The organism is Lysobacter sp. F60174L2 (assembly GCF_052547135.1).
Window position 1 is genome coordinate 387,092 of the sequence record NZ_JBQWRA010000001.1, and the last position, 19,443, is coordinate 406,534.

Consider the following 19,443-nt stretch of genomic DNA (forward strand, 5'->3'; position numbering starts at 1 on the left):
GGTAAGGTGGCGCACACAGGACCTGAACATGCGATGCGGAAACTTCGACGTACACCCACGTTGGAGGCACCGCACATGAACACGACCCGCACCCGCACCCCGCGCACCGCGCTCGCCGCCGCCCTCGCCACCGGCCTGCTTTTCGCTGCCGGCGGTGCCGTGGCAAGCGATCCGGTGGACACCGCCGGTGTCCAGAACGACGCCCAGGACGCCAGTGCGCAGCAGATCGACCAAGACAGCAACCTGACCAACACCGAGCAACTCGACCGCGCCGACTCGGATCAGCCGGTCGACGACACTTGGATCACCACCAAGGTCAAGTCCAGCCTGCTCGCGGATACCGACACCGCCGGCACCGATATCCAGGTCGAGACCAACAATGGCGTGGTGGCGTTGTCCGGCAACGTCGGCAGCCAGGCCGAGGCGGATGCCGCCACACGCATCGCCAGCGAAATCGAAGGCGTGGTCGATGTCGATTCCAGCGACTTGAACTACGGCACGATGGGCAACTACGAGGGCGAAGAGGACGACGAGCAGTAGTCCTCCCCACGATGCAGCATGCGCAGCGCCCTCGCGGCGCTGCGTTCTTTTGTCAGCGCGGGGCGGCTTCCGGCGCCGCCGCGATGGCGGCAGGGGATCCGATGGCGGTGAACAGCACGTCGGTCGACGAGTTCAGCGCGGTCTCGGCCGAATCCTGCGCCACGCCGACGATGAAACCGATCGCCACCACCTGCATCGCCAGGTCGGTGGAAATGCCGAACAGTCCACAGGCCAGCGGCACCAGCAGCAGGGAGCCACCCGGCACGCCCGATGCGCCGCAGGCCCCGACCGTCGCCACCAGGCTCAGCAACAGCGCGGTCGGCAGGTCGACCGGAATGCCGAGGGTGTTCACTGCGGCCAAGGTCAGCACGGTGATGGTGATTGCCGCACCGGCCATGTTGATGGTCGCGCCGATCGGGATCGAGACCGCGTAGGTTTCCTCCGGCAGCCCGAGCTTGCGGCACAGCTCCAGGTTGACCGGGATGTTGGCCGCCGACGAACGGGTGAAGAACGCGGTGATGCCGCTCTCGCGCAGGCAGGTGAACACCAGCGGGTAAGGGTTGCGGCGGTTTTTCAGGAACACGATCAACGGGTTGCCGACCAGCGCCATGAACAGCATGCAGCCCAGCAGTACCGCCAGCAGGCGGGCATAGTCGAGCAGCGCCGACAGCCCGGTTTCGGCCAGCGTCGCCGCGACCAGCCCGAAGATGCCCAGCGGCGCCAGCCGGATCACCAGCCGCACCAGCCAGGTGATCGCGTCGGCCAGGTCGGAAAGCATCTGGCGGGAGGCCTCGGAGGCATGCCGCAACGCCAGTCCCAAGCCGATGCCCCAGGCCAGCAGTCCGATGTAGTTGCCGGTGACCAGCGCGTTGACGGGGTTGTCGACCACCTGCATCAGCAACGTCCGCAACACCTGGCCGATGCCTTCCGGCGGTGTCAGCGCGATGTCCTCGGGCAATGCCAGCTGCAGCGTGGTGGGGAACGCGAAGCTGGCGAGCACCGCGACCAGCGCCGCGGCGAAGGTGCCGAGTACGTACAGCAACAGGATCGGGCGGATGCCACTGCGTTCCCCGCGGCGATGGTTGGCGATCGAGGCGGCGACCAGCACCAGCACCAGTATCGGCGCCACCGCCTTCAACGCGGAGACGAACACCGTGCCGAGCAATCCGGCGTCAGCGCCCGCGCCCGGAGAAACGAGCGCCAGCAGCGTGCCGGCAATCAATCCGATTACGATCTGGGTGACCAGGCTGGGGCGGCGCAGGAAAGCGGGAAGCTGCATGGCGGTTCGTGGCGGCGGAAAATCCGATTGTCCCCGGGAGTGGCGGCCGGCGCGAGCAGCCGATGCGGACGGCTTGCTGCCCGCTCAGTCGGCGGCGCCGGCGAATCCTTGTTGCCGCCACGCCTCGAACACCGTCACCGCGACCGCGTTCGACAGGTTGAGGCTGCGGTTGTCGGGGCGCATCGGCAGCCGCAGGCGCTGCTCCGGCGGCAATGCGTCGAGCACCGCGTCGGGCAGGCCGCGGGTTTCGCAGCCGAACAGGAACGCATCGCCCTCGCGGTAGGCCGGGGTGTCGAAGCGGGTGCGGCCGCGCGTGCTCAGGGCGAACACGCGCGGCGGCGTGCCATTGGCTTCGGTGATCGCGGCGAGTGCCGCATCGAGGTCGTCGTGGACCTGCAGTCGCGCGTACTCGTGGTAGTCGAGCCCGGCGCGGCGCATCTGCTTGTCGTCAAGGTTGAAACCCAGCGGCCGCACCAGGTGCAGCCGCGCGCCGGTGTTGGCGCATAGGCGGATCGCGTTGCCGGTGTTGGGCGGTATTTCGGGCTGGAACAGGATGACGTCGAACATGGGCGGCAGTCTAGGTCGGCGCGGTACCGGCGGCCGCGCGAATATCCATATTGTAGGAGCGACGTAAGTCGCGATCGCACGGCGGAACCGTGCGCCGATATCTATCGTGATGTCGGGGTCAGGCCCGCGCTTCGGCCGCCATACGCGCAGGTCGCGTTTCTGGTCCGGCAGTGAAATCGCGACTTACGTCGCTCCTACACATCCGGCGTGGCGCGGTTGAGAGGTCACCAGGGCAGCGGCGCGCCATGGCGGTCGAGGAAGCGGCCGCTGTCGGCGGTATCGGTGCGGTCGATCACTTTCAATAGCGCGGCCGCGGAATCCTCCGGGGCCACGTCCGCGCCGTCGCCGCCCATGTCCGTCCGCACCCAGCCCGGGTGCAGTGCGACCACCACGGTCCCGCGTTCGGCCAACGCATGCGCCAGCAATACCGTCGCCATGTTCAAAGCGGCCTTGGAGATCGAGTAGCTCGGCGTGCGGAACGCGTCCTTGCCGGCGATCGAGCCCAGTTCCGACGACAGGTTGGCGACCTTGCCGCCGTCGGCCAGCAGCGGCGCCAGCGACTGGGTCAGCAGGAACGGGCCGGTCGCATTGGTGCGCAGGCTGTCGTCGAGCGTGGCGGCGGCAACCTTGCCGAAGCGCTCGCCCGAATGCAGTACGCCGGCATTGTTGACCAACAGGTCGAGGCGGGCGTCGTCACCCAGCACCAGCGGCAGCTCGCGCACGAGTTCGGCGTGCGATTTCGGCTCGGCGACGTCCAGCGGCAGCACGTGCAGGCGGCCCGGGTATTCGCCGGCGAGCTGGTTGAGGGCGTTGGCGCGGCCGGGCTGGCGGCAGGTCGCGACCACACGGTCGCCACGTTCGAGCAACTGCCGCACGAACTCCAGTCCGAGCCCGCGGTTGGCGCCGGTGACGAGGCAGTGGCGCGGCGATGAGGGCGTCATGGCGGTCTCCTGGGCGGGGTCCGGCCAGTCTAGGCCGGGATGCCGCGGCCGGCATCGGCCTAGGACTTGTGACCTAGTGCCCGGATCGGATGCGGCCGCTAGGATGGGTCGTTGCGCCCATTCCGGGCCGTCGCACACGCAATCACAAGGGAGTGTCCAATGTCCGCACCACGAGCCGTACTGCACAAGGGCGCGCTTGCGCTGGCCCTCGCCACCGCGATCGGCGCCACCGCCTTCGCACCCGCGCAGGCGCAGGACGCACCGGCCCGCGCCGGCGTCGCGATCCCGTACCAGCAGTTCACCCTGCCCAATGGCCTGCGGGTGATCGTGCACGAGGACCACAAGGCACCGATCGTCGCGGTCAACGTCTGGTATCACGTCGGCAGCAAGGACGAGCCGCGCGGGCGCACCGGCTTCGCGCACCTGTTCGAGCACCTGATGTTCAACGGTTCGGAGAACCACCCCGGCGAGTACTTCGACCCGTTCGAACTGGTCGGCGCGACCGACATGAACGGAACCACCAACACCGACCGCACCAACTACTTCGAGAACGTGCCGACCACCGCGCTCGACACCGCGTTGTGGATGGAGTCCGACCGCATGGGCCACCTGCTCGGCGCGATCGACCAGGCCACCCTCGACGAGCAGCGCGGCGTGGTCCAGAACGAGAAGCGCCAGGGCGAGAACCAGCCCTACGGCCAGGTCTGGACCAAGCTCAACCAGGCCCTGTACCCGGAAGGCCACCCGTACCACCACAGCGTGATCGGCTCGATGGCCGACCTCAACGCGGCCTCGCTCGAGGACGTCAAGAACTGGTTCCGCACCTGGTACGGCCCCAACAACGCGGTGCTGGTGCTCGCCGGCGACATCGACGTGGAAACCGCGAAGAAGAAGGTCGCCAAGTACTTCGGTGACATCCCGGCCGGCCCGGACATGGCGCAGCCGCCGGTCGACGTCGCGGTGCGTCCCGCCGACACCCGCGAAACCATGCACGACAACGTCCCGCAGGCGCGCATCTACCGCGCCTGGAACGTCGCCCAGACCGGCAGCACCGACGTCGACCAGCTGCACGTGCTGGCGCAGGTGCTTGGCGGCAGCGACACCTCGCGGCTGGAGAAGCGGCTGGTCCACGGCGACAAGCTGGTCGATGGCGTCAGCGCCGGGGTCAGCGAGTCGCAGCTGGGCTCCAACTTCCTGGTCACCGCCAGCGTCAAGGAAGGCGTCGATCCGAAGAAGGTCGAGGCGATCATCGACGAGGAGCTCGCCCGCCTGCTGAAGGAAGGCCCGACCGCGGAAGAAGTCGCCCAGGCCAACTCCGTGATCCGCGCCGGCTTCATCCGCGGCATCGAGCGCATCGGCGGGTTCGGCGGCAAGGCCGACGCGCTGGCCGCGTGCGAAGTCTACGTCGGCGATCCGGGCTGCTACCGCGACACCCTCGCGACGGTCGCGGCGGTCACACCGGCGCAGCTGCAGGCGGTCGGCAAGCAATGGCTCGGCGACGGCGACCACACCCTGGTGGTGCTGCCCGGCGAGCGCACCGCGCTGGCCGAGGAGCCGGCGGTCGAACCGGCCGCGCTGGACCTGCCCCCGGTCGACCCGAAGTACAGCGTGTCGCCGTCCACGGTCGACCGCAGCACCGGCGTGCCGATGCCGGAGGATTTCCCGGAGTTGAAGTTCCCCGAGCTGCAGCGCGCCACTCTGTCGAATGGGACGAAGGTGATCCTCGCCGAGCGCCATGAAGTGCCGGTGGTGCAGTTCCGGTTGCTGCTCGACGGCGGCTACAAGGCCGATGCGCTGGACGACGCGAAGCTGGGCACGTCGAGCTTCGCGATGAGCATGCTCGACGAGGGTGCGGCCGACTACAGCGCGCTGGAATTCGCCGCGGCCGCCGAGTCGCTCGGCGCCAACCTCGGTGCCGACGCCTCGCTCGACGGCGCCAGCGCATCGCTGTCGGCGCTGAAGGAAAACATCGATCCGTCGCTGGCGCTGTTCGCCGACATGCTGCGCGAGCCGAGCTTCGACCCGGCCGAGATCGACCGGATCAAGGCCAGCTGGATCGCCGGGATCAAGCAGGAGAAGGCCCGCCCCAACGCCGCCGCGCTGCGCGTGCTGCCGCCGTTGCTGTACGGCGAAGGCCACGCCTACGCGATGCCGTTCAGCGGCTCGGGCACCGAGAAGTCGATCGCCTCGCTGACCCGCGACGACCTGGTGGAGTACCACGACACCTGGGTGCGGCCGGAGAACGCGACCCTGGTCGTGGTCGGCGACACCACCCTGGCGCAGGTCGTGCCGTTGCTCGAGAAGCACCTGGGCGACTGGAAGGGCGAGGGCCAGCCGGCCACCACCGGCGAGGTCGCCACGGTCGCGCTTCCGGACGCGCCGCGGGTGTTCCTGATCGACCAGCCCGGCGCGGTGCAGGCCAATATCTTCGCCGGCCAGCTGGTGCCGTCGACGATGTCGGACGACGCCACCGAGTTCGAGTTCGCCAACACCGTGCTCGGCGGCCAGTTCAGCGCCCGCCTCAACATGAACCTGCGCGAGGACAAGCACTGGGCCTACGGCGCCTACAGCTTCTCGCCGGACGCGCTGGGCCAGCGGCCGTGGCTGGCGTTCGCGCCGGTGCAGATCGACAAGACCGCCGAGGCGATGGTCGAGATGAAGCGCGAGGTGGGCGAGTACGCCAGCGGCAAGGCGCCGCCGACCGCCGAGGAGGTCGCCAAGGTGCGTTCCAACGAGATCCGCAGCCTGCCCGGCGCCTACGAGACCGGTCGCGCGGTGCTCGGCACCATCGCAGGGATCGTGCGCTACGACCGTCCGGACGACTACGTGTTCCAGCACAAGGCCGAGATCGAGGGGCTGACCCCGGCGCAGGTGGCCAAGGCCGCCGGCACGATCGACCCGGATGCCCTGACCTGGGTGGTGGTCGGCGATCTCGACAAGATCGGCGCGCCGGTGCGCGCGCTGGAGCTGGGCACCGTGCAGGTGCTCGATGCCGACGGCAATCCGGTAGCCGGCGATGCCGCGACCACGGCCGAGGCCGATGCCGGCACCAGGGCCGAGGGTGACGGCAGCGCGGCGGAGTAAGCGGTATCCCGCCGGGTGGCTGGTCCACCCGGCGGGCCATCTCTCCGATGTAGGAGCGACGTAAGTCGTGATTTCGCTGCTATCCGGGATCGCCGTGCGATCGCGACTTACGTCGCTCCTACAGGACGGGATTGTTGTGGTGGAAGCACCGCCAAGTCATCCGAGATTCACCGCGCAACGCGCAAAACCGTCGCGTCCAAGCGACAATCCGCCGGCTCGTCATCCGATCCGCCGTCGTTCCACCGCTTTCGATCCAAGGAGTTCCCATGACCCGCCTGCTCATCCTCGGCTGCGCCACGCTCGTCCTCGCCAGTGGCTGCACCTGGGTGCACATGGCCCCCGGCGCCAGCGCGGTGCGGGTGATCGCCGCCGGCGGTCCGCCGGCCGGCTGCGTCAAGCGCGGCGAGGTCGCCGTGTCGGTCAAGGACAGCGTCGCCTTCTACGAGCGCAACAACCTGCGCGTCCGCGAGGAGCTGGAAACGCTCGCCCGCAACGAAGCGCCGGGCATGGACGCCGACACCATCCAGCCGCTGGCGCCACCGCTTGAGGGCGACCAGCGTTTCGCCGCCTACCACTGCGGCGGCACTGCGGCGGTGCCGGGGCCGTTGCAGCCGGCCAATGCCGCTGCCGGCGGGGCGCGGACCTATCCCATCGGGAGCTGAACCGTTCAGTCCATACGGGGGGTTAATGCAGGCGTCCCGGGAAAACGTTAATCTGACGTGATCTTTTGTCTACGGTTTGCCGCCCATGCTGTTCCAACACGTCGCCATCGCCGGCCTGGCCCATATCGATGCGCCGCGTCGCCTGAGCTCGGCGGAGATCAACGCCCGGCTCAAGCCGACCCTGGACCGGCTCGGCATCCGCACCGACGTGCTTGGCGACATCGCCGGCATCCACGCCCGGCGCCTGTGGGACGGCGACATGCTCGCATCCGACGCTGCCACCCTGGCCGCGGTCAAGGCGCTGGCCGATGCGGCGATCGAGCCGGGCCGGGTCGGCCTGCTGGTCAACACCTCGGTCAGCCGCGACTACCTGGAGCCGTCGACCGCGTCGATCGTGTCCGGCAACCTCGGCCTGCCCGACACCTGCCAGAACTTCGACGTGGCCAATGCCTGCCTGGCGTTCATCAATGGCATGGACATCGCCAGCCGGATGATCGAGCGCGGCGAGATCGACTACGCGCTGGTGGTCGACGGCGAGACCGCCGACCTGGCCTACGAGAAGACCCTCGAGCGCATGATGCGCGCCGACTCCACCGAGGCCGATTTCCGCAACGAGCTGGCGACCCTGACGCTGGGGTCCGGCGCCGCCGCGATGGTGCTGGCGCGCGCCGAGCTGGTGCCGGGTGCGCCGCGCTACAAGGGTGGCGTGACCCGCGCCGCGACCGAGTGGAACAAGCTGTGCCGCGGCAACCTCGACGGCATGATCACCGACACCCGGCTGCTGCTGATCGAGGGCGTCAAGCTCGCCCAGAAGACCTTCCTGGTCGCCCGCCAGAAGCTCGGCTGGGTCGCGGAGGAACTCGACCAGTTCGTGATCCACCAGGTCAGCAAGGTCCACACCGCCGCCTTCACCAAGGCGATGGGGATCGACCCGCGCAAGGTCCTGACCATCTTCGACGAACACGGCAACATCGGCCCGGCCTCGGTGCCGATCGTGCTGAGCAAGCTGCGCGAGATGGGCCGCCTGAAGAAAGGCGACCGCGTCGCCCTGCTCGGCATCGGCTCCGGCCTGAACTGCTCCATGGCCGAAGTAGTCTGGTAAACGCCCCCGGTACTGCGGATCTTGCAGGGTTCGTAGGAGCGACGTAAGTCGCGAATTCACTGATCCATCGACCGTCGTGTTGCGCGCGAAACCCGGTACGCGAGCATGACTCCGCACCGGATGCCGACCGAGCCGGCCGCCGATTGCTCCGGCATTCGCGACTCACCCCGCTCCTGCACGCTCCGGTCGATGCAGCGTCCCTCAACCCGCCGCCGGACACGCCGGATCACGCCCCGCATACACCGCGCAGATCTCCTGCCGGCACTTGAGCCCCTTGGCGGTATTCGCCGCCGGACATTCGCGCAGGTTCTGCTGGATCTGCTGGGAGCGCGTGCGTTGCGGGCGCCCGTTGCGGTTCCGCTCGGCGCTGGCCACGCCGGTGCTGTCCGTATCCATCGTCTGCAAAAACGCATCCAGCCCACTGCCGGGGCTGTCGCCGGACGGTTGGCCGGGCTTGATGTTGCCCATCAGTATCGCGAGCAGGTCGGGCTCGTCGCGACCGGACGCGCGTTCCGGCTTGCGTGCCGGCGGACGGGGAACAGCGGGCGTCGTGGTGGTGGGGGTTGCCGTTGCGACCAGGAACGGATTGGACGTCCCGTCGGTGGTCGCGACGCCCGCCGGCGCGCTGCCCGGTTGCGCCATCTTCACCATCCGGTCGATCGCCGGGTCCACGCCGCGGGCGTCGCCGGTCCCGTCGCTGGTGGCCTGGCCGGACGTGGTTGCCATCGACGCGGGAAGCGCCTCGTCGATGATGGTCGCCGCGCCCCCCGTCGCCGTGTCGCGCGACAGATAAGAGGCACCGGCATCCGCCGTCGGCACTGGCGTCGCCTCCGTGGCGGCACCATCGGCTGGCGGGGATTGCCACCACCAGCCCATTGCCACCACCGCGAGCAGCAGTACCACCATCGGCAGCCACCGCGTGCGTGCCTTTCCCGCAGCGCGTTGCGGACCGGATTCGCGGTCCTGCATGTCTGCTAGGATCCGCGCCGATGCAGGCTGCGCGGCGGGGTGGGTCTGCTCGCCGGCCAACAGGCTGGGGCGGCTGGGCTTGGCATCTTGCCGGTCCACGTGGACTCCTTTCCTGGCCGGTTCGAGCGGCCGGTATGATTCCCTTCCCGCGCGGCGGAGGCCGCTGGCGGTTCGCCGGCATTCTGCGGCGGGGTGCCGGTGGCGTCAATTCCGCTGGCCCGCGGCGCGGGCGCTGGACACATGGATGGTGTACGCATGATGGCGTTATGGATGGCGGTATTTTTCGCGGTGACGGCCGCAGCGGCGTGGCTGGTGCTGTTCCCGGCGGCGCGCGATGGCGTGCTCGCCGGTGCCGACCGCCTGTTCTCGCGACTGGCCGCGGTACTGGGCCGCTGGCAATCGCGGGCCGCTGATCGTGCGAGCGAGTCATCGCAGTCCGCGCGTGCCACCAGCCAGCGTGCGATGCGCCTGTTCGGCAGGCACCGCAACCTGCTGCTGGTCGCTGCACTGCTGCTGGCGGTGCCGCCGCTGGTGATCCTGCAACTCCGCCAGCGCGTGGTCCTTGACGGTTTCGAGGGCGGAACCGCAGTCGCGTCCAACAACCATGTGCTCAGGCTGCTGCGCGGTGAGCGCCTGGCGCCGCCACCGGAACTGCCGCCAGCGGTATTCGTCGCCGCCGAGGCCGAGCTGCTGCGCAGCGCAGGCACCACCACGTCGGCCGGTGAAACGCCGCAGGCCATCTCCGGCGCCGACCGCAAGTGGAACCGGATCGACCCGGTGTTCCAGCAGCGCGTGCTGGCGATCTACCAGGTCATGCGCGAGCAGTACGGGTACGAAATGGTGCTGGTCGAGGGCTATCGCAGCCCCGAGCGTCAGGCCGCCCTGGCCCGCAAGGGCGGCGGCACGACCCGCGCCGGCGCCGGCCAGAGCTGCCATCAGTACGGCCTCGCGGTCGACAGCGCGCTGTACCGCGACGGCAAGCTGCAATGGGACATGGGCGACGCGTGGACCAAGCGTGGCTACTTCCTCTACGGCCGCCTGGCGCAGGAGGCCGGGCTGGAATGGGGTGGCAGCTGGCGCAGCATCAAGGACTACGTGCACCTGGAATTGAAGACCGCCTGTCGCGCGGCCCGCCGCGCCGCCGGCCACTGACGCCGCCGCGCCGCGCGGCATGGCCGGCCCGGGTGATAAACCCCCGCCAGTCCTGCTATCGTTGGCGGTGGCAACCGGATGCCACTCGCCCCGACGGGGCCCGCCAGCAGGGAGCACGGCCAGATGTCCAAGCCTTTCATCGTCGTCGGCGACAAGATCGACCACGGCGGCGCCGTGGCCAGCAGCACCGCGACCACCGACATCAACGGCCTGCCGGTCGCTCGCATCAACGACAAGGTCGCCTGCAGCCAGCATGGCGATACCGTGATCGTGTCCGGCGACCCGACCACCATCATCGACGGCCAGCCGGTCGCCCGCCATGGCGACAAGACCGCGTGTGGGGCGACGTTGATCGCCAGCCAGACCCAGACCTTCATCGGCTGACCGGACTTCAGGGAGCGAGGTTCCGGTGCAAGACGCGCCGGTGCGATTCGAATGGACACGACACGGACCATTGCCGGCATGGACGCAGGGGAGGCGCGATGAAGATCGCCCGCGTGCTGCGCACGGGTGCGCTGGTGCTGCTGCTGTTCGCGGCGGTCTGGTTTGCGGTGGTGCTGTATTGGCAGGTTGGCGACGTCAATCCCGGTGCGGGCGATCTGGCGCTGTGGCTGCTGGGCCTGCCGCTGGCCTTGCTCGGCGCCTTCCTGCTGCTGCGCTGGGGCCTGCGCCGTCGCGCGGCGCGGGCGGCCACGCCCGCGGTGACGGCTGGCGACGAAGAGTTCACCTCGCCGATCGACGGTGGCCCGCAGCTCGACCGCATCGTGCATCTGCTGGCAAGTGCGGCGTGGTTGCGCGCCGGTGCCGGTGGCGCGGCAGTCGCGAAGTCCTTGGCCAAGCCCGAGCGGCCGCCGCTGCATCCGTGGTTGAAGGATTCGATCGGCCTGCCGGTATTCGCCGCAGCGGTCGAAGACCTCGATCCCGCGGCGGTCGAGGCACCGTTGCGGGCGGCGCTGGCCGAGCCGGAAACGTTCGAGCGGGTGTTCGACGATGAAAGCCTGCGTGCCCTCGCACTGCTTGATCCGGTGGCCGAGGAGCTGTTGCTGGCGGCACTGCCGTCGTCGTCGCCGGAAATCGCGATGGCGGATGGCTCGCTGTCGCATGCGGAGCCGACCCTGCACCCGCATGCGATGCACCATTCGCGTTCGGCGCGCGCGCCGTCGCCGGTCGCGATGGCGGCTGCCGTGGTCCGGGTCCGCCTGCTGCTGCCCGCGAACTGGACGCCGATGGCGCGGCAGGCCGCAGGCGACTGGCTGCGCGTCAAGGCCGCGGCGTTGGGATTCGCGCCGCAACAGTTGCAGGTCGAGGTGTTGCCGGCGACCAACGGCAATGACAGCTGGCGAATGCTCGACCAGCTCATCCAGGTCCAGGCGCGCGATCGCGACGACGACCCGCAACTGCTGCTGGCAGCGCATTCGGCGATCGGCAACGCCAGCATCGAGCGGCTGGACGCCCGTCGCGAGTTGCTGGTCAGCGGCCACCCCGAAGGCCTGATTCCCGGCGAAGGCGCAGCCGGCGTACTGCTGGCCGGTGCCCATGTCGCACTCGACCCGGCCGCGCCCGTGCCGCTGCGCCTGCACCGGCTGCTGCGCGGCCAGGCCGGCGGCGGTCGCGGTGCCAGCCGACAGGCCGCGGAACTGCTGCAGCACGCGATGACGACCGCGGCGCAGCCGGCCGAATCGATCGCGCTGGTGTTCAGCGACGCCGACCACCGCCCCAGCCGCGCGATCGAGATCGCCGGGGCGATCGCCGCGACCCTGCCCGAACTCGACCCGGTCGACGACGCCCGCCACCTCGGCCTGGCCTGCGGCGACCTCGGTGCGGTCGCACCGCTGGCGCTGCTCGCCGCCGCCGCCGCGCAGGCCGCGCAGAGCGAGGCGCCGGTGCTCGCGTTCGGCCTGGCCGACCCGCGCGCGCGGGTCGCGTTGGCGCTGTCGCCGGTGCCACCGGTCGATGCCGCCGGCAATGCCGTTTCCCCCAATCCCGCCGAAGCCGCATCCGCGGTCGCGGCCACCGCTTGATGACGATGGAAGTGTTTGGATGAGCAGTTTCTGGATGAACCTTCGCTACTGGTTGATGGACTACCGCGTGCTCGCCGCGCTCGGCATCGCCGCCGCCGCGGCGGTCGCCTACTTCGGCATCGACGGCCTGATGGCCGCCGGCGGCTGGCTGCTGGTCGCGGTGCTCGCCGCGCTGGCGCTGTGGCTGCTGGTGGTGATCGTGCGCAAGGTACTGGCGGTACGCGCGGCCAAGCGCATCGACAACATGGTCGCCGAGCAGGGCGACCAGGCCGTGACCGCCGCCAAGCCGGCAGCGCGCGCCGACGCCGAAGTCCTGCGCGAGCGCATGGGCGAGGCGGTCAAGGCGATCAAGTCGTCCAAGCTCGGCCAGATGAAGGGCAGCGCGGCGCTGTACGAGTTGCCGTGGTACGTGATCATCGGCAACCCGGCGGCCGGCAAGAGCACCGCGATCCTCAACTCCGGCCTGCGCTTCCCGTTCGAGGACAACCGCAGCAACGTCATCCACGGCCTCGGCGGCACCCGCAACTGCGACTGGTACTTCACCACCGAAGGCATCGTGCTCGACACCGCCGGCCGCTACTCGGTCAGCGCCGAGGACCGGCTGGAGTGGCTGACCTTCCTCGACCTGCTGAAGAAGAACCGCCCGCGCGCGCCGATCAACGGCGTCATCATCGCCGCCTCGATCGCCGAGCTGTCGGGCAGCAAGCCGGAGTTCGCGATCGACCTGGCCAAGAACCTGCGCCAGCGCGTGCAGGAGCTGACCGAGCGGCTGGAGGTGCATGCGCCGGTCTACGTGGTGTTCACCAAGGCCGACCTGATCTCCGGCTTCAGCGACTTCTTCCGCGGCCTTGATCCGGCCGAGCGCGAGAACGCCTGGGGCGCGACGCTGCCGTTCGATGTCAACGGCGAGACCGACGCCCTGGCCGCGTTCGACAGCCACTTCGACGAGCTGTCCGACGGCCTGCGCGAGATGAGCCTGGCGCAGATGGCGATGAGCCGCGGCCGCGAGGTCGGCCCCGGCCTGCTGACGATGCCGATGGAGTTCGCCGGCATCAAGCCGGCATTGCGCACTTTCATCGCGACCCTGTTCGAGGAAAACCCCTACCAGTTCAAGCCGGTGTTCCGCGGCTTCTACTTCACCAGCGCGCTGCAGGAAGGCGTCGCGGTGCAGCCGGCGTCGGAGCGGGTCGGCCGCCAGTTCGGCCTGGCCGGTGGCGCCAACCTCGGCGAGGCGCTGCCACCGAACGACAGCAGCCACTTCCTGCTCGGCCTGTTCCGCAAGGTGATCTTCGCCGACAAGCAACTGGTCCGGCAGTACTCCAACCCCGGCCGGACCAAGCTGCGTTACGCCGCGTTCCTCGCCGCGGTGCTCGCGCTCGGCGTCGCCCTGACCGGCTGGACCTGGTCGTACACCAGCAACCAGCAACTGGTCGCCGACGTGCGCGCCGACCTCGACAAGGCGGTGGCGATGCAGGAGGGCAAGGTCGGCCTGCAGTCGCGGGTCGAGGCGTTGCTGGTGCTGCAGGACCGGCTGGAGCAGTTGCAGGCCTGGCGCGACGACCACCCGGTCAGCCTCGGCCTGGGCCTGTACCAGGGCGAGGCGATCGAGGCCAAGCTGCGCGACGAATACTTCCACGGCATGCGCCAGCTGATGCTGGCGCCGGTCGGGACCAAGCTGGAGAGCTTCCTCGGCGAGGTGATTGCCCGTCGCGGTGAACTGAAGCCGCCGGCGGTGGCCGGCAGCGGCGAGGCCGCCGGTGATGCCGCGCTGGCCGAGGCCGGCGACCCCGGCCTGTACCAGGACGCTTCGCCGACCGATTCGCAGGACGCCTACAACGCGCTCAAGACCTACCTGATGCTGGGCGATCGCCGCAAGGTCGAGGCGACCCACCTCAGCGACCAGCTGACCCGTTTCTGGCGCGGCTGGCTGGAGGCCAACCGCGGGTCGATGCCGCGCGAGGACATGTTGCGCGCAGCCGGCCGGCTGATGACCTTCCACGTGCAGCAGGCCACGAGCGCCGACTGGCCGCAGCTGGAGACCAAATACAGCCTGGTCGATGACAGCCGCCAGGCGCTCAAGCAGGTCATGAAGGGCACCCCGGCGCGCGACCGCGTGTACGCGCAGATCAAGGCGCGCGCGGCGACCCGCTTCAGCCCGGTCACCGTTGCCGCCCTGCTCGGCGAGGACGCGGCGAAGCACGGCGCGATCACCGGCAGCCACCAGATTCCCGGCACCTTCACCCGCGAGGCGTGGGAGAACTACGTCGAGGATGCGATCAAGGAAGCCGCCAACACCGAACTGTCGAGCACCGACTGGGTGCTGGAAGCGACCGTGCAGAACGACCTGACCCTCGCCGGCAGCCCGCAGCACATCGCCAAGGAGCTGACCGCGCTGTACAAGGCCGACTATGCGAAGGCGTGGAGCCGGTTCCTTCGCGGCGTCAGCGTGGCCCGCTTCGACACCTTCGAGGACGCGGTCGCGCAGATGAACCGCCTCGGCGACCCGGCCAACTCGCCGCTGCGGACCCTGCTCGAAGCGGTCAACCAGCAGACCGTGTGGGACAACCCGGGCGCGCAGAGCGCGGTCGCCGGCCAGGCCAAGAGCGGCATCGTGGCGTGGTTCAACCGGGTCATCATGCGCCGCAATCCGACCTCGATCGCGGTCGAGGTCGATCCTGAAACCGGACAGAAGGTCGCGGTCGCCGCCGGCCCGATCGGCCAGCAGTTCGACGGCCTGGCCAGGCTGCTGGTCGAGCGCGACGGCAACCCGGCGCTGCTGGGCCAGTACTTCGAGGCGCTCGGCAAGGTCCGCAGCCGCTTCAACGCGATCAAGACCCAGGGCGACCCGGGTCCGGGCGCGCGCCAGCTGATGCAGCAGACCCTCGACGGCGAAGGCTCCGAACTCGCCGCCGCGCTGACCCTGGTCGACGAGCGCATGCTCAACGGCCTCGCCGAGGAGCAGCGCAAGACCCTGCGCCCGCTGCTGCTGCGGCCGCTGATCCAGGGCTTCGCGTCGCTGGTGCGGCCGACCGAGGGCGAAATCAACCGCACCTGGACGGCGCAGGTGTACCAGCCGTTCGAAACCGGCATCGGCCAGAAGTACCCGTACGCGCCGGACGCCACGGTCGAGGCGGCGGCCACCGACATCGAGCGGATCTTCGGCAGCGCCGGCGCGATCGCCAAGTTCGGCGAGGCCGCGCTCGGCTCGCTGGTGATCCGCCGCGGCAACAGCCTGACCCCGCGCCAGTGGGCCGACATCGGCATCAACCTGCGGCCGGAACTGGTCGCCAACTACGGCCGCTGGGTCGGCGCCAACGCCACCGCCGACGGCCCGACGATGGTGATCCAGCTGCTGCCGCTGGGCGCGCGCGGCCGCGAGTACACGGTCAACATCGACGGCCAGCAGATGCGCTACCGCAACACCCCGCCGCAGTGGACCACGTTCCAGCTGCCCGGCCAGGGCGTGCCGGGCGTGCGGATCACCGCGGTCACCGGCGACGGCCGCACGGTCGACGTGTTCACCCACGCCGGCGACAACGCGATGGTCGAGATGTACGCCGCCGCCGAGAAGAAGCCGCTCGGCAAGCAGCACTACCAGCTGACCTGGAGCGCCGGCGGCGCCAGCGTCTCGGTCGAGTTGAAGATCGTCTCGGTGGTGCAGCCCAACAGCGGCGCCAACGACGCACTCGGCCTGCAGTTGCCGGCGCTGGTGGCCGGTGCGGCACCGGTGCAGCCGGCCGGCGCGGCGAGCACCGCCACGGCCGCGGGGGCGCAGTGATGGTCGTCGCCGAGACCGCGTTCGCGCTGAGCTACTTCGGCAAGCTGCCCAGCCGCGGCGACTTCGTCCGCACCCCGGAGAACCACCAGTTGATGGTGATGCTCGACCGCTGGGCCGGCGGCGGGCTGGAACTGCTGGCGACCGACCCGGGCTGGAAGCAGCTGTACGACCAGGCGCCGCCGCTGCACTTCGCCTTCCTCGGCTCGCGCAGCAAGCTGGCGATCGGCGGCCACTTCCTGCCCAGCCGCGACGCCTCGCAGCGACGCTTCCCGTTCCTGACCGCGACCCGTTTCGAGGTCACCCAGCCGCTGCCGTTCATCGCCCGCAGCCCGCTGGCGCTGTCGCGGCTGTGGACCAGCCTGGCCCGGCTCGGCCAGCAGGCGGTCGCCGCCGAGGATGCCACCGAGGTGCTGCGCACCCTCGGCGAAACCCGGGTCACCATCAGCCCCGACCCGCAGGTCTACGACGCCCCGTTCAACGACTTCATCGACCTGCAGGACGTCGGCTCGCTGCAGGACCTGCTACGCCAGTCCGGCCACCCGCAACTGCGGTTGCGCTGGCTGGTCCCGGCGCTGGGCCTGCTGATGCAGCCACTGGTCGCCGGTGGCGCCAGCCAGATCGACAAGGGCCTGGCGCTGCCGCTCCCGCGCGACGCGCTGTACCGGCCGCTGGTGGCGGCGTTCTGGCTCGACCTGGTCGCGGGCTTCCTCGGCCGCTCCGACTTCGAGCTGATGCTGCTGGTGCGCGACGGCATCGGCGAGGTCGGCCCGCAACTGCTGATCGGCTTCAACGGCGCCGACGGCCGCACCGTGCAGGCCGCGCTCGATCCGCAGATCGCCGTCGAGCGGATCATCCGCGTCGACGATGCCGAATGGGTCGACGACCAGATCGGCGGCGACTATGCGCTCAACAAGCTGGTCAGCTACATCGAGCGCGACGACCTGTCGCTGCGCGTGGCCCGCAAGGCGTTCAACGAGACCTTCCTCGGAACCTGACATGCAAGCAAGCAACTGTTCGACCCCATCCCTCCGCCTCGCCCTGCTCGCGGGCCTGCTGCTCGCCACGACGGGCGTCGTGCCGGTCGCCCTGGCGCAGACCGCGCCGGCGCCGGTCGCGGCTGCGCAACCGGTGATCGCCGCCGGCACCGTGCCCGACGAGGCCACCAAGGCCGCGGTGCTCGGCCGCCTGCGCGAGCTGTACGGTGCCCAGCGCGTGGTCGACCGGATCGAGGTCGACGCGGTGATCGCGCCGCCGAACTGGCGGGAGCGGGTGGTCGCGATGCTCGGCCCGGACCTGCAACAGGTCTCCGGCGGCGAGCTGAAGATCGACGGCAACAGCGTGCGCATCAGCGGCCAGGTCGGCAACGAGGCCGAGCGCCAGCAGGTCACCAGCGCGCTGGCAACCGCCGCCGGCCCCAGCTACCTGGTCAAGAACGCCCTGCGCGGCGGCGGCAACGCCAAGCAGGACCTGCTCGACGCGGCCCTGGCCGACCGCATCATCGAGTTCCAGAGCGGCAGCGCAACCCTGACCCCGGCCGGCACCGCGATCCTCGACGAGATGGTGGTCGCGCTGCAGCAGGTCGGCGACCAGCAGGTGCAGGTGATCGGCCACACCGACGACGTCGGCCGGCGCGAGGCCAACGTCGCCCTGAGCCTGCAGCGCGCGATCGCAGTCAAGGCCTATCTCGAAGGCCACGGCGTCGCCGCCGACAACCTCAGCGTGCAGGGCTTTGGGCCCGACCGACCGATCGCCGACAACGCCACCGACGAAGGCCGCGCGCGCAATCGCCGGATCGAATTCCGGGTGCTCTAGGGCCGTCAATCGGCAACCGGGCGGAGCGGTGCGAGGCCCGTCCGCACGATTCCGGTTGCGTTGCGCTCAGCCGGTCAGTTCGACCCAAGCCGGCGCGTGGTCGCTCGGCCGTTCCAACGTGCGCGGTTCGCGGTCGATGCCGGCGCCGCCGCAGCGCGCACGCAGCGCCTCCGACACCAGGGTCAGGTCGATCCGCAAACCCAGGTTGCGGCGGAACGCGGCCTGCCGGTAGTCCCACCAGCTGAACACCCCGGCGTCATCGTGGTGCAGGCGGAAGGCATCGTGCAGGCCGAGGTCGAGCAGCCGCTGCAGCGCGGTGCGTTCGGCGGCCGAGGTCAGGATGTGGTGCTCGTTCCAGACTTCCGGGTCGTGCACGTCGCGCGCGTCCGGGGCGATGTTGAAGTCGCCCAGCACCACCAGCTGCGGGTGGTGCTGCAGCTCGTCGGCGACCCAGTCGTGCACCGCGTCGAGCCAGCGCAGCTTGTAGGCGTACTTGTCGGTGCCGACGTCCTTGCCGTTGACCACGTACAGGTTGATCACACGCACGTCGCCGACGGTCGCGGCGATCACCCGCTTCTGCTCGTCATCGAAACCGGGGATGCCGACCTGCACCTCGGTCGCCGGCTCGCGCGACAGGATCGCCACGCCGTTGTAGGTCTTCTGCCCGGAGAACACGCTGCGGTAGCCGAGTTCGGCCAGCGCGGTGTCGGGGAACTTGTCGTCGGTGAGCTTGGTTTCCTGCAGGCCGACCACGTCGGGCGCGGCCGCGGCGAGCCACTGCTGCAGGTGCGGCAGGCGGACGTTGAGCGAATTGACGTTCCAGCTGGCAATTTTCATCGGCGCAGTTTAGCCGGGCGCGCGGACCTGCCGTGACCGCACGCCTGCATCGGCTAAAATTGTCGGCATGAACATCCGCCCGTTCCTCGACCACACCCCCACCCTCGGCGCCCGCGTCTACGTCGATTCCGCCGCCACCGTGATCGGCCAGGTCGTCCTTGGCGACGACGTCTCGATCTGGCCCGGCTGCGTGGTCCGCGGCGACGTCAACTCGATCGAGATCGGCGCGCGCACCAACGTCCAGGACGGCACCATCGTCCACGTCACCCACGAGGGCCCGTTCACCCGGCCCGGCGGCTTCCCGACCGTGATCGCAAACGACGTCACCATCGGCCACGGCGCGATCATCCACGCCTGCCGGCTGGAGGAGTTCTGCCTGGTCGGGATGGGCGCGGCCGTGCTCGACGGCGCGGTGGTGTCGCGCTACGGCTTCGTCGGCGCCGGCGCGGTGGTGTCGCCCGGCAAGACCGTCGGCGAGGCCGAGCTGTGGCTGGGCAACCCGGCGCGGTTCGTGCGCAAGCTCAAGGACCGCGAGATCGAGCAGCTGCAATACAGCGCGCAGCACTACATGCAGTTGAAGGACGAATACCTGCGGATGGCCGCGGACTGAGTCCCTGTAGGAGCGACGTAAGTCGCGACCCGCGGACCGCCGGACTTGCGCGGTCGCGACTTACGTCGCTCCTACAAGGGCGGCGTGCG

At 69.8% G+C, this 19,443-nt stretch carries 15 protein-coding genes and 1 pseudogene; 11 read left to right on the forward strand and 5 right to left on the reverse strand.

The annotated features are described in order from the left end of the window. Positions 1-75 precede the first annotated feature (75 nt). Positions 76-540 (forward strand): BON domain-containing protein, encoded by a 465-nt coding sequence (locus ACT9AS_RS01715; protein ID WP_445098393.1) that lies wholly within the window; start codon positions 76-78, stop codon positions 538-540. Between the two features lie 52 nt (positions 541-592). Here ACT9AS_RS01715 and sstT read toward each other — a convergent pair whose 3' ends face one another. From sstT to ACT9AS_RS01730, 3 genes are all read right to left on the reverse strand, one after another. Next, a complete protein-coding gene (gene sstT / locus ACT9AS_RS01720) occupies positions 593-1,819 on the reverse strand; it encodes a serine/threonine transporter SstT (protein ID WP_445098394.1) in 1,227 nt (408 codons plus the stop codon). An 84-nt stretch (positions 1,820-1,903) separates the two neighbouring features. After that, on the reverse strand, positions 1,904-2,386 hold the full coding sequence (locus ACT9AS_RS01725) for a TrmH family RNA methyltransferase (protein WP_445098395.1): 483 nt from the start codon (positions 2,384-2,386) through the stop codon (positions 1,904-1,906). 224 nt (positions 2,387-2,610) lie between these two features. After that, the gene (locus tag ACT9AS_RS01730; RefSeq protein ID WP_445098396.1) at positions 2,611-3,327 is read right to left on the reverse strand and encodes an SDR family NAD(P)-dependent oxidoreductase; all 717 of its coding nucleotides are present in this window, start codon (positions 3,325-3,327) and stop codon (positions 2,611-2,613) included. Positions 3,328-3,486: 159 nt separating this feature from the next. Between ACT9AS_RS01730 and ACT9AS_RS01735 the strand changes: the two genes are divergently transcribed. From ACT9AS_RS01735 to ACT9AS_RS01745, 3 genes and pseudogenes are all read left to right on the forward strand, one after another. Then, positions 3,487-6,411, forward strand: coding sequence for an insulinase family protein (locus ACT9AS_RS01735; protein ID WP_445098397.1), 2,925 nt, complete (start codon positions 3,487-3,489; stop codon positions 6,409-6,411). 266 nt (positions 6,412-6,677) lie between these two features. Then, positions 6,678-6,989, forward strand: a pseudogene (locus ACT9AS_RS01740) (DUF4156 domain-containing protein); the annotation flags it as partial. A gap of 169 nt (positions 6,990-7,158) precedes the next feature. After that, positions 7,159-8,175, forward strand: coding sequence for a 3-oxoacyl-ACP synthase III (locus ACT9AS_RS01745; protein WP_445098398.1), 1,017 nt, complete (start codon positions 7,159-7,161; stop codon positions 8,173-8,175). Positions 8,176-8,376: 201 nt separating this feature from the next. Here ACT9AS_RS01745 and ACT9AS_RS01750 read toward each other — a convergent pair whose 3' ends face one another. Further along, a complete protein-coding gene (locus ACT9AS_RS01750) occupies positions 8,377-9,204 on the reverse strand; it encodes a hypothetical protein (RefSeq protein ID WP_445098399.1) in 828 nt (275 codons plus the stop codon). 180 nt (positions 9,205-9,384) lie between these two features. Here ACT9AS_RS01750 and ACT9AS_RS01755 point away from each other — a divergent pair, with 180 nt between their 5' ends. From ACT9AS_RS01755 to ACT9AS_RS01780, 6 genes are all read left to right on the forward strand, one after another. Further along, positions 9,385-10,296, forward strand: a complete 912-nt coding sequence (locus ACT9AS_RS01755) for a M15 family metallopeptidase (RefSeq protein WP_445098400.1) — start codon at positions 9,385-9,387, stop codon at positions 10,294-10,296. Positions 10,297-10,419: 123 nt separating this feature from the next. Beyond that, the gene (locus ACT9AS_RS01760) at positions 10,420-10,680 is read left to right on the forward strand and encodes a PAAR domain-containing protein (protein ID WP_445098401.1); all 261 of its coding nucleotides are present in this window, start codon (positions 10,420-10,422) and stop codon (positions 10,678-10,680) included. A 98-nt stretch (positions 10,681-10,778) separates the two neighbouring features. Beyond that, on the forward strand, positions 10,779-12,317 hold the full coding sequence (locus ACT9AS_RS01765; RefSeq protein ID WP_445098402.1) for a hypothetical protein: 1,539 nt from the start codon (positions 10,779-10,781) through the stop codon (positions 12,315-12,317). Between the two features lie 19 nt (positions 12,318-12,336). Next, positions 12,337-16,095, forward strand: a complete 3,759-nt coding sequence (gene tssM / locus ACT9AS_RS01770; RefSeq protein ID WP_445098403.1) for a type VI secretion system membrane subunit TssM — start codon at positions 12,337-12,339, stop codon at positions 16,093-16,095. Beyond that, positions 16,095-17,090: a type VI secretion system-associated protein TagF gene (gene tagF / locus ACT9AS_RS01775; RefSeq protein WP_445098404.1), complete on the forward strand. Its 996-nt coding sequence runs from the start codon at positions 16,095-16,097 to the stop codon at positions 17,088-17,090. Before tssM ends, tagF begins: the two co-directional genes overlap by 1 nt. Position 17,091: 1 nt before the next feature. After that, positions 17,092-17,907 carry an OmpA family protein gene (locus ACT9AS_RS01780; RefSeq protein WP_445098405.1) on the forward strand — a complete coding sequence of 272 codons (816 nt, stop codon included), beginning with the start codon at positions 17,092-17,094 and terminating at the stop codon, positions 17,905-17,907. Between the two features lie 66 nt (positions 17,908-17,973). On the opposite strand, the gene xth is transcribed toward ACT9AS_RS01780, so the two are convergent. Continuing rightward, positions 17,974-18,744 carry an exodeoxyribonuclease III gene (gene xth, locus ACT9AS_RS01785; protein WP_445098406.1) on the reverse strand — a complete coding sequence of 257 codons (771 nt, stop codon included), beginning with the start codon at positions 18,742-18,744 and terminating at the stop codon, positions 17,974-17,976. A gap of 67 nt (positions 18,745-18,811) precedes the next feature. Between xth and ACT9AS_RS01790 the strand changes: the two genes are divergently transcribed. Next, a complete protein-coding gene (locus ACT9AS_RS01790) occupies positions 18,812-19,354 on the forward strand; it encodes a gamma carbonic anhydrase family protein (RefSeq protein ID WP_445098407.1) in 543 nt (180 codons plus the stop codon). The last annotated feature ends 89 nt before the right edge of the window (positions 19,355-19,443 follow it).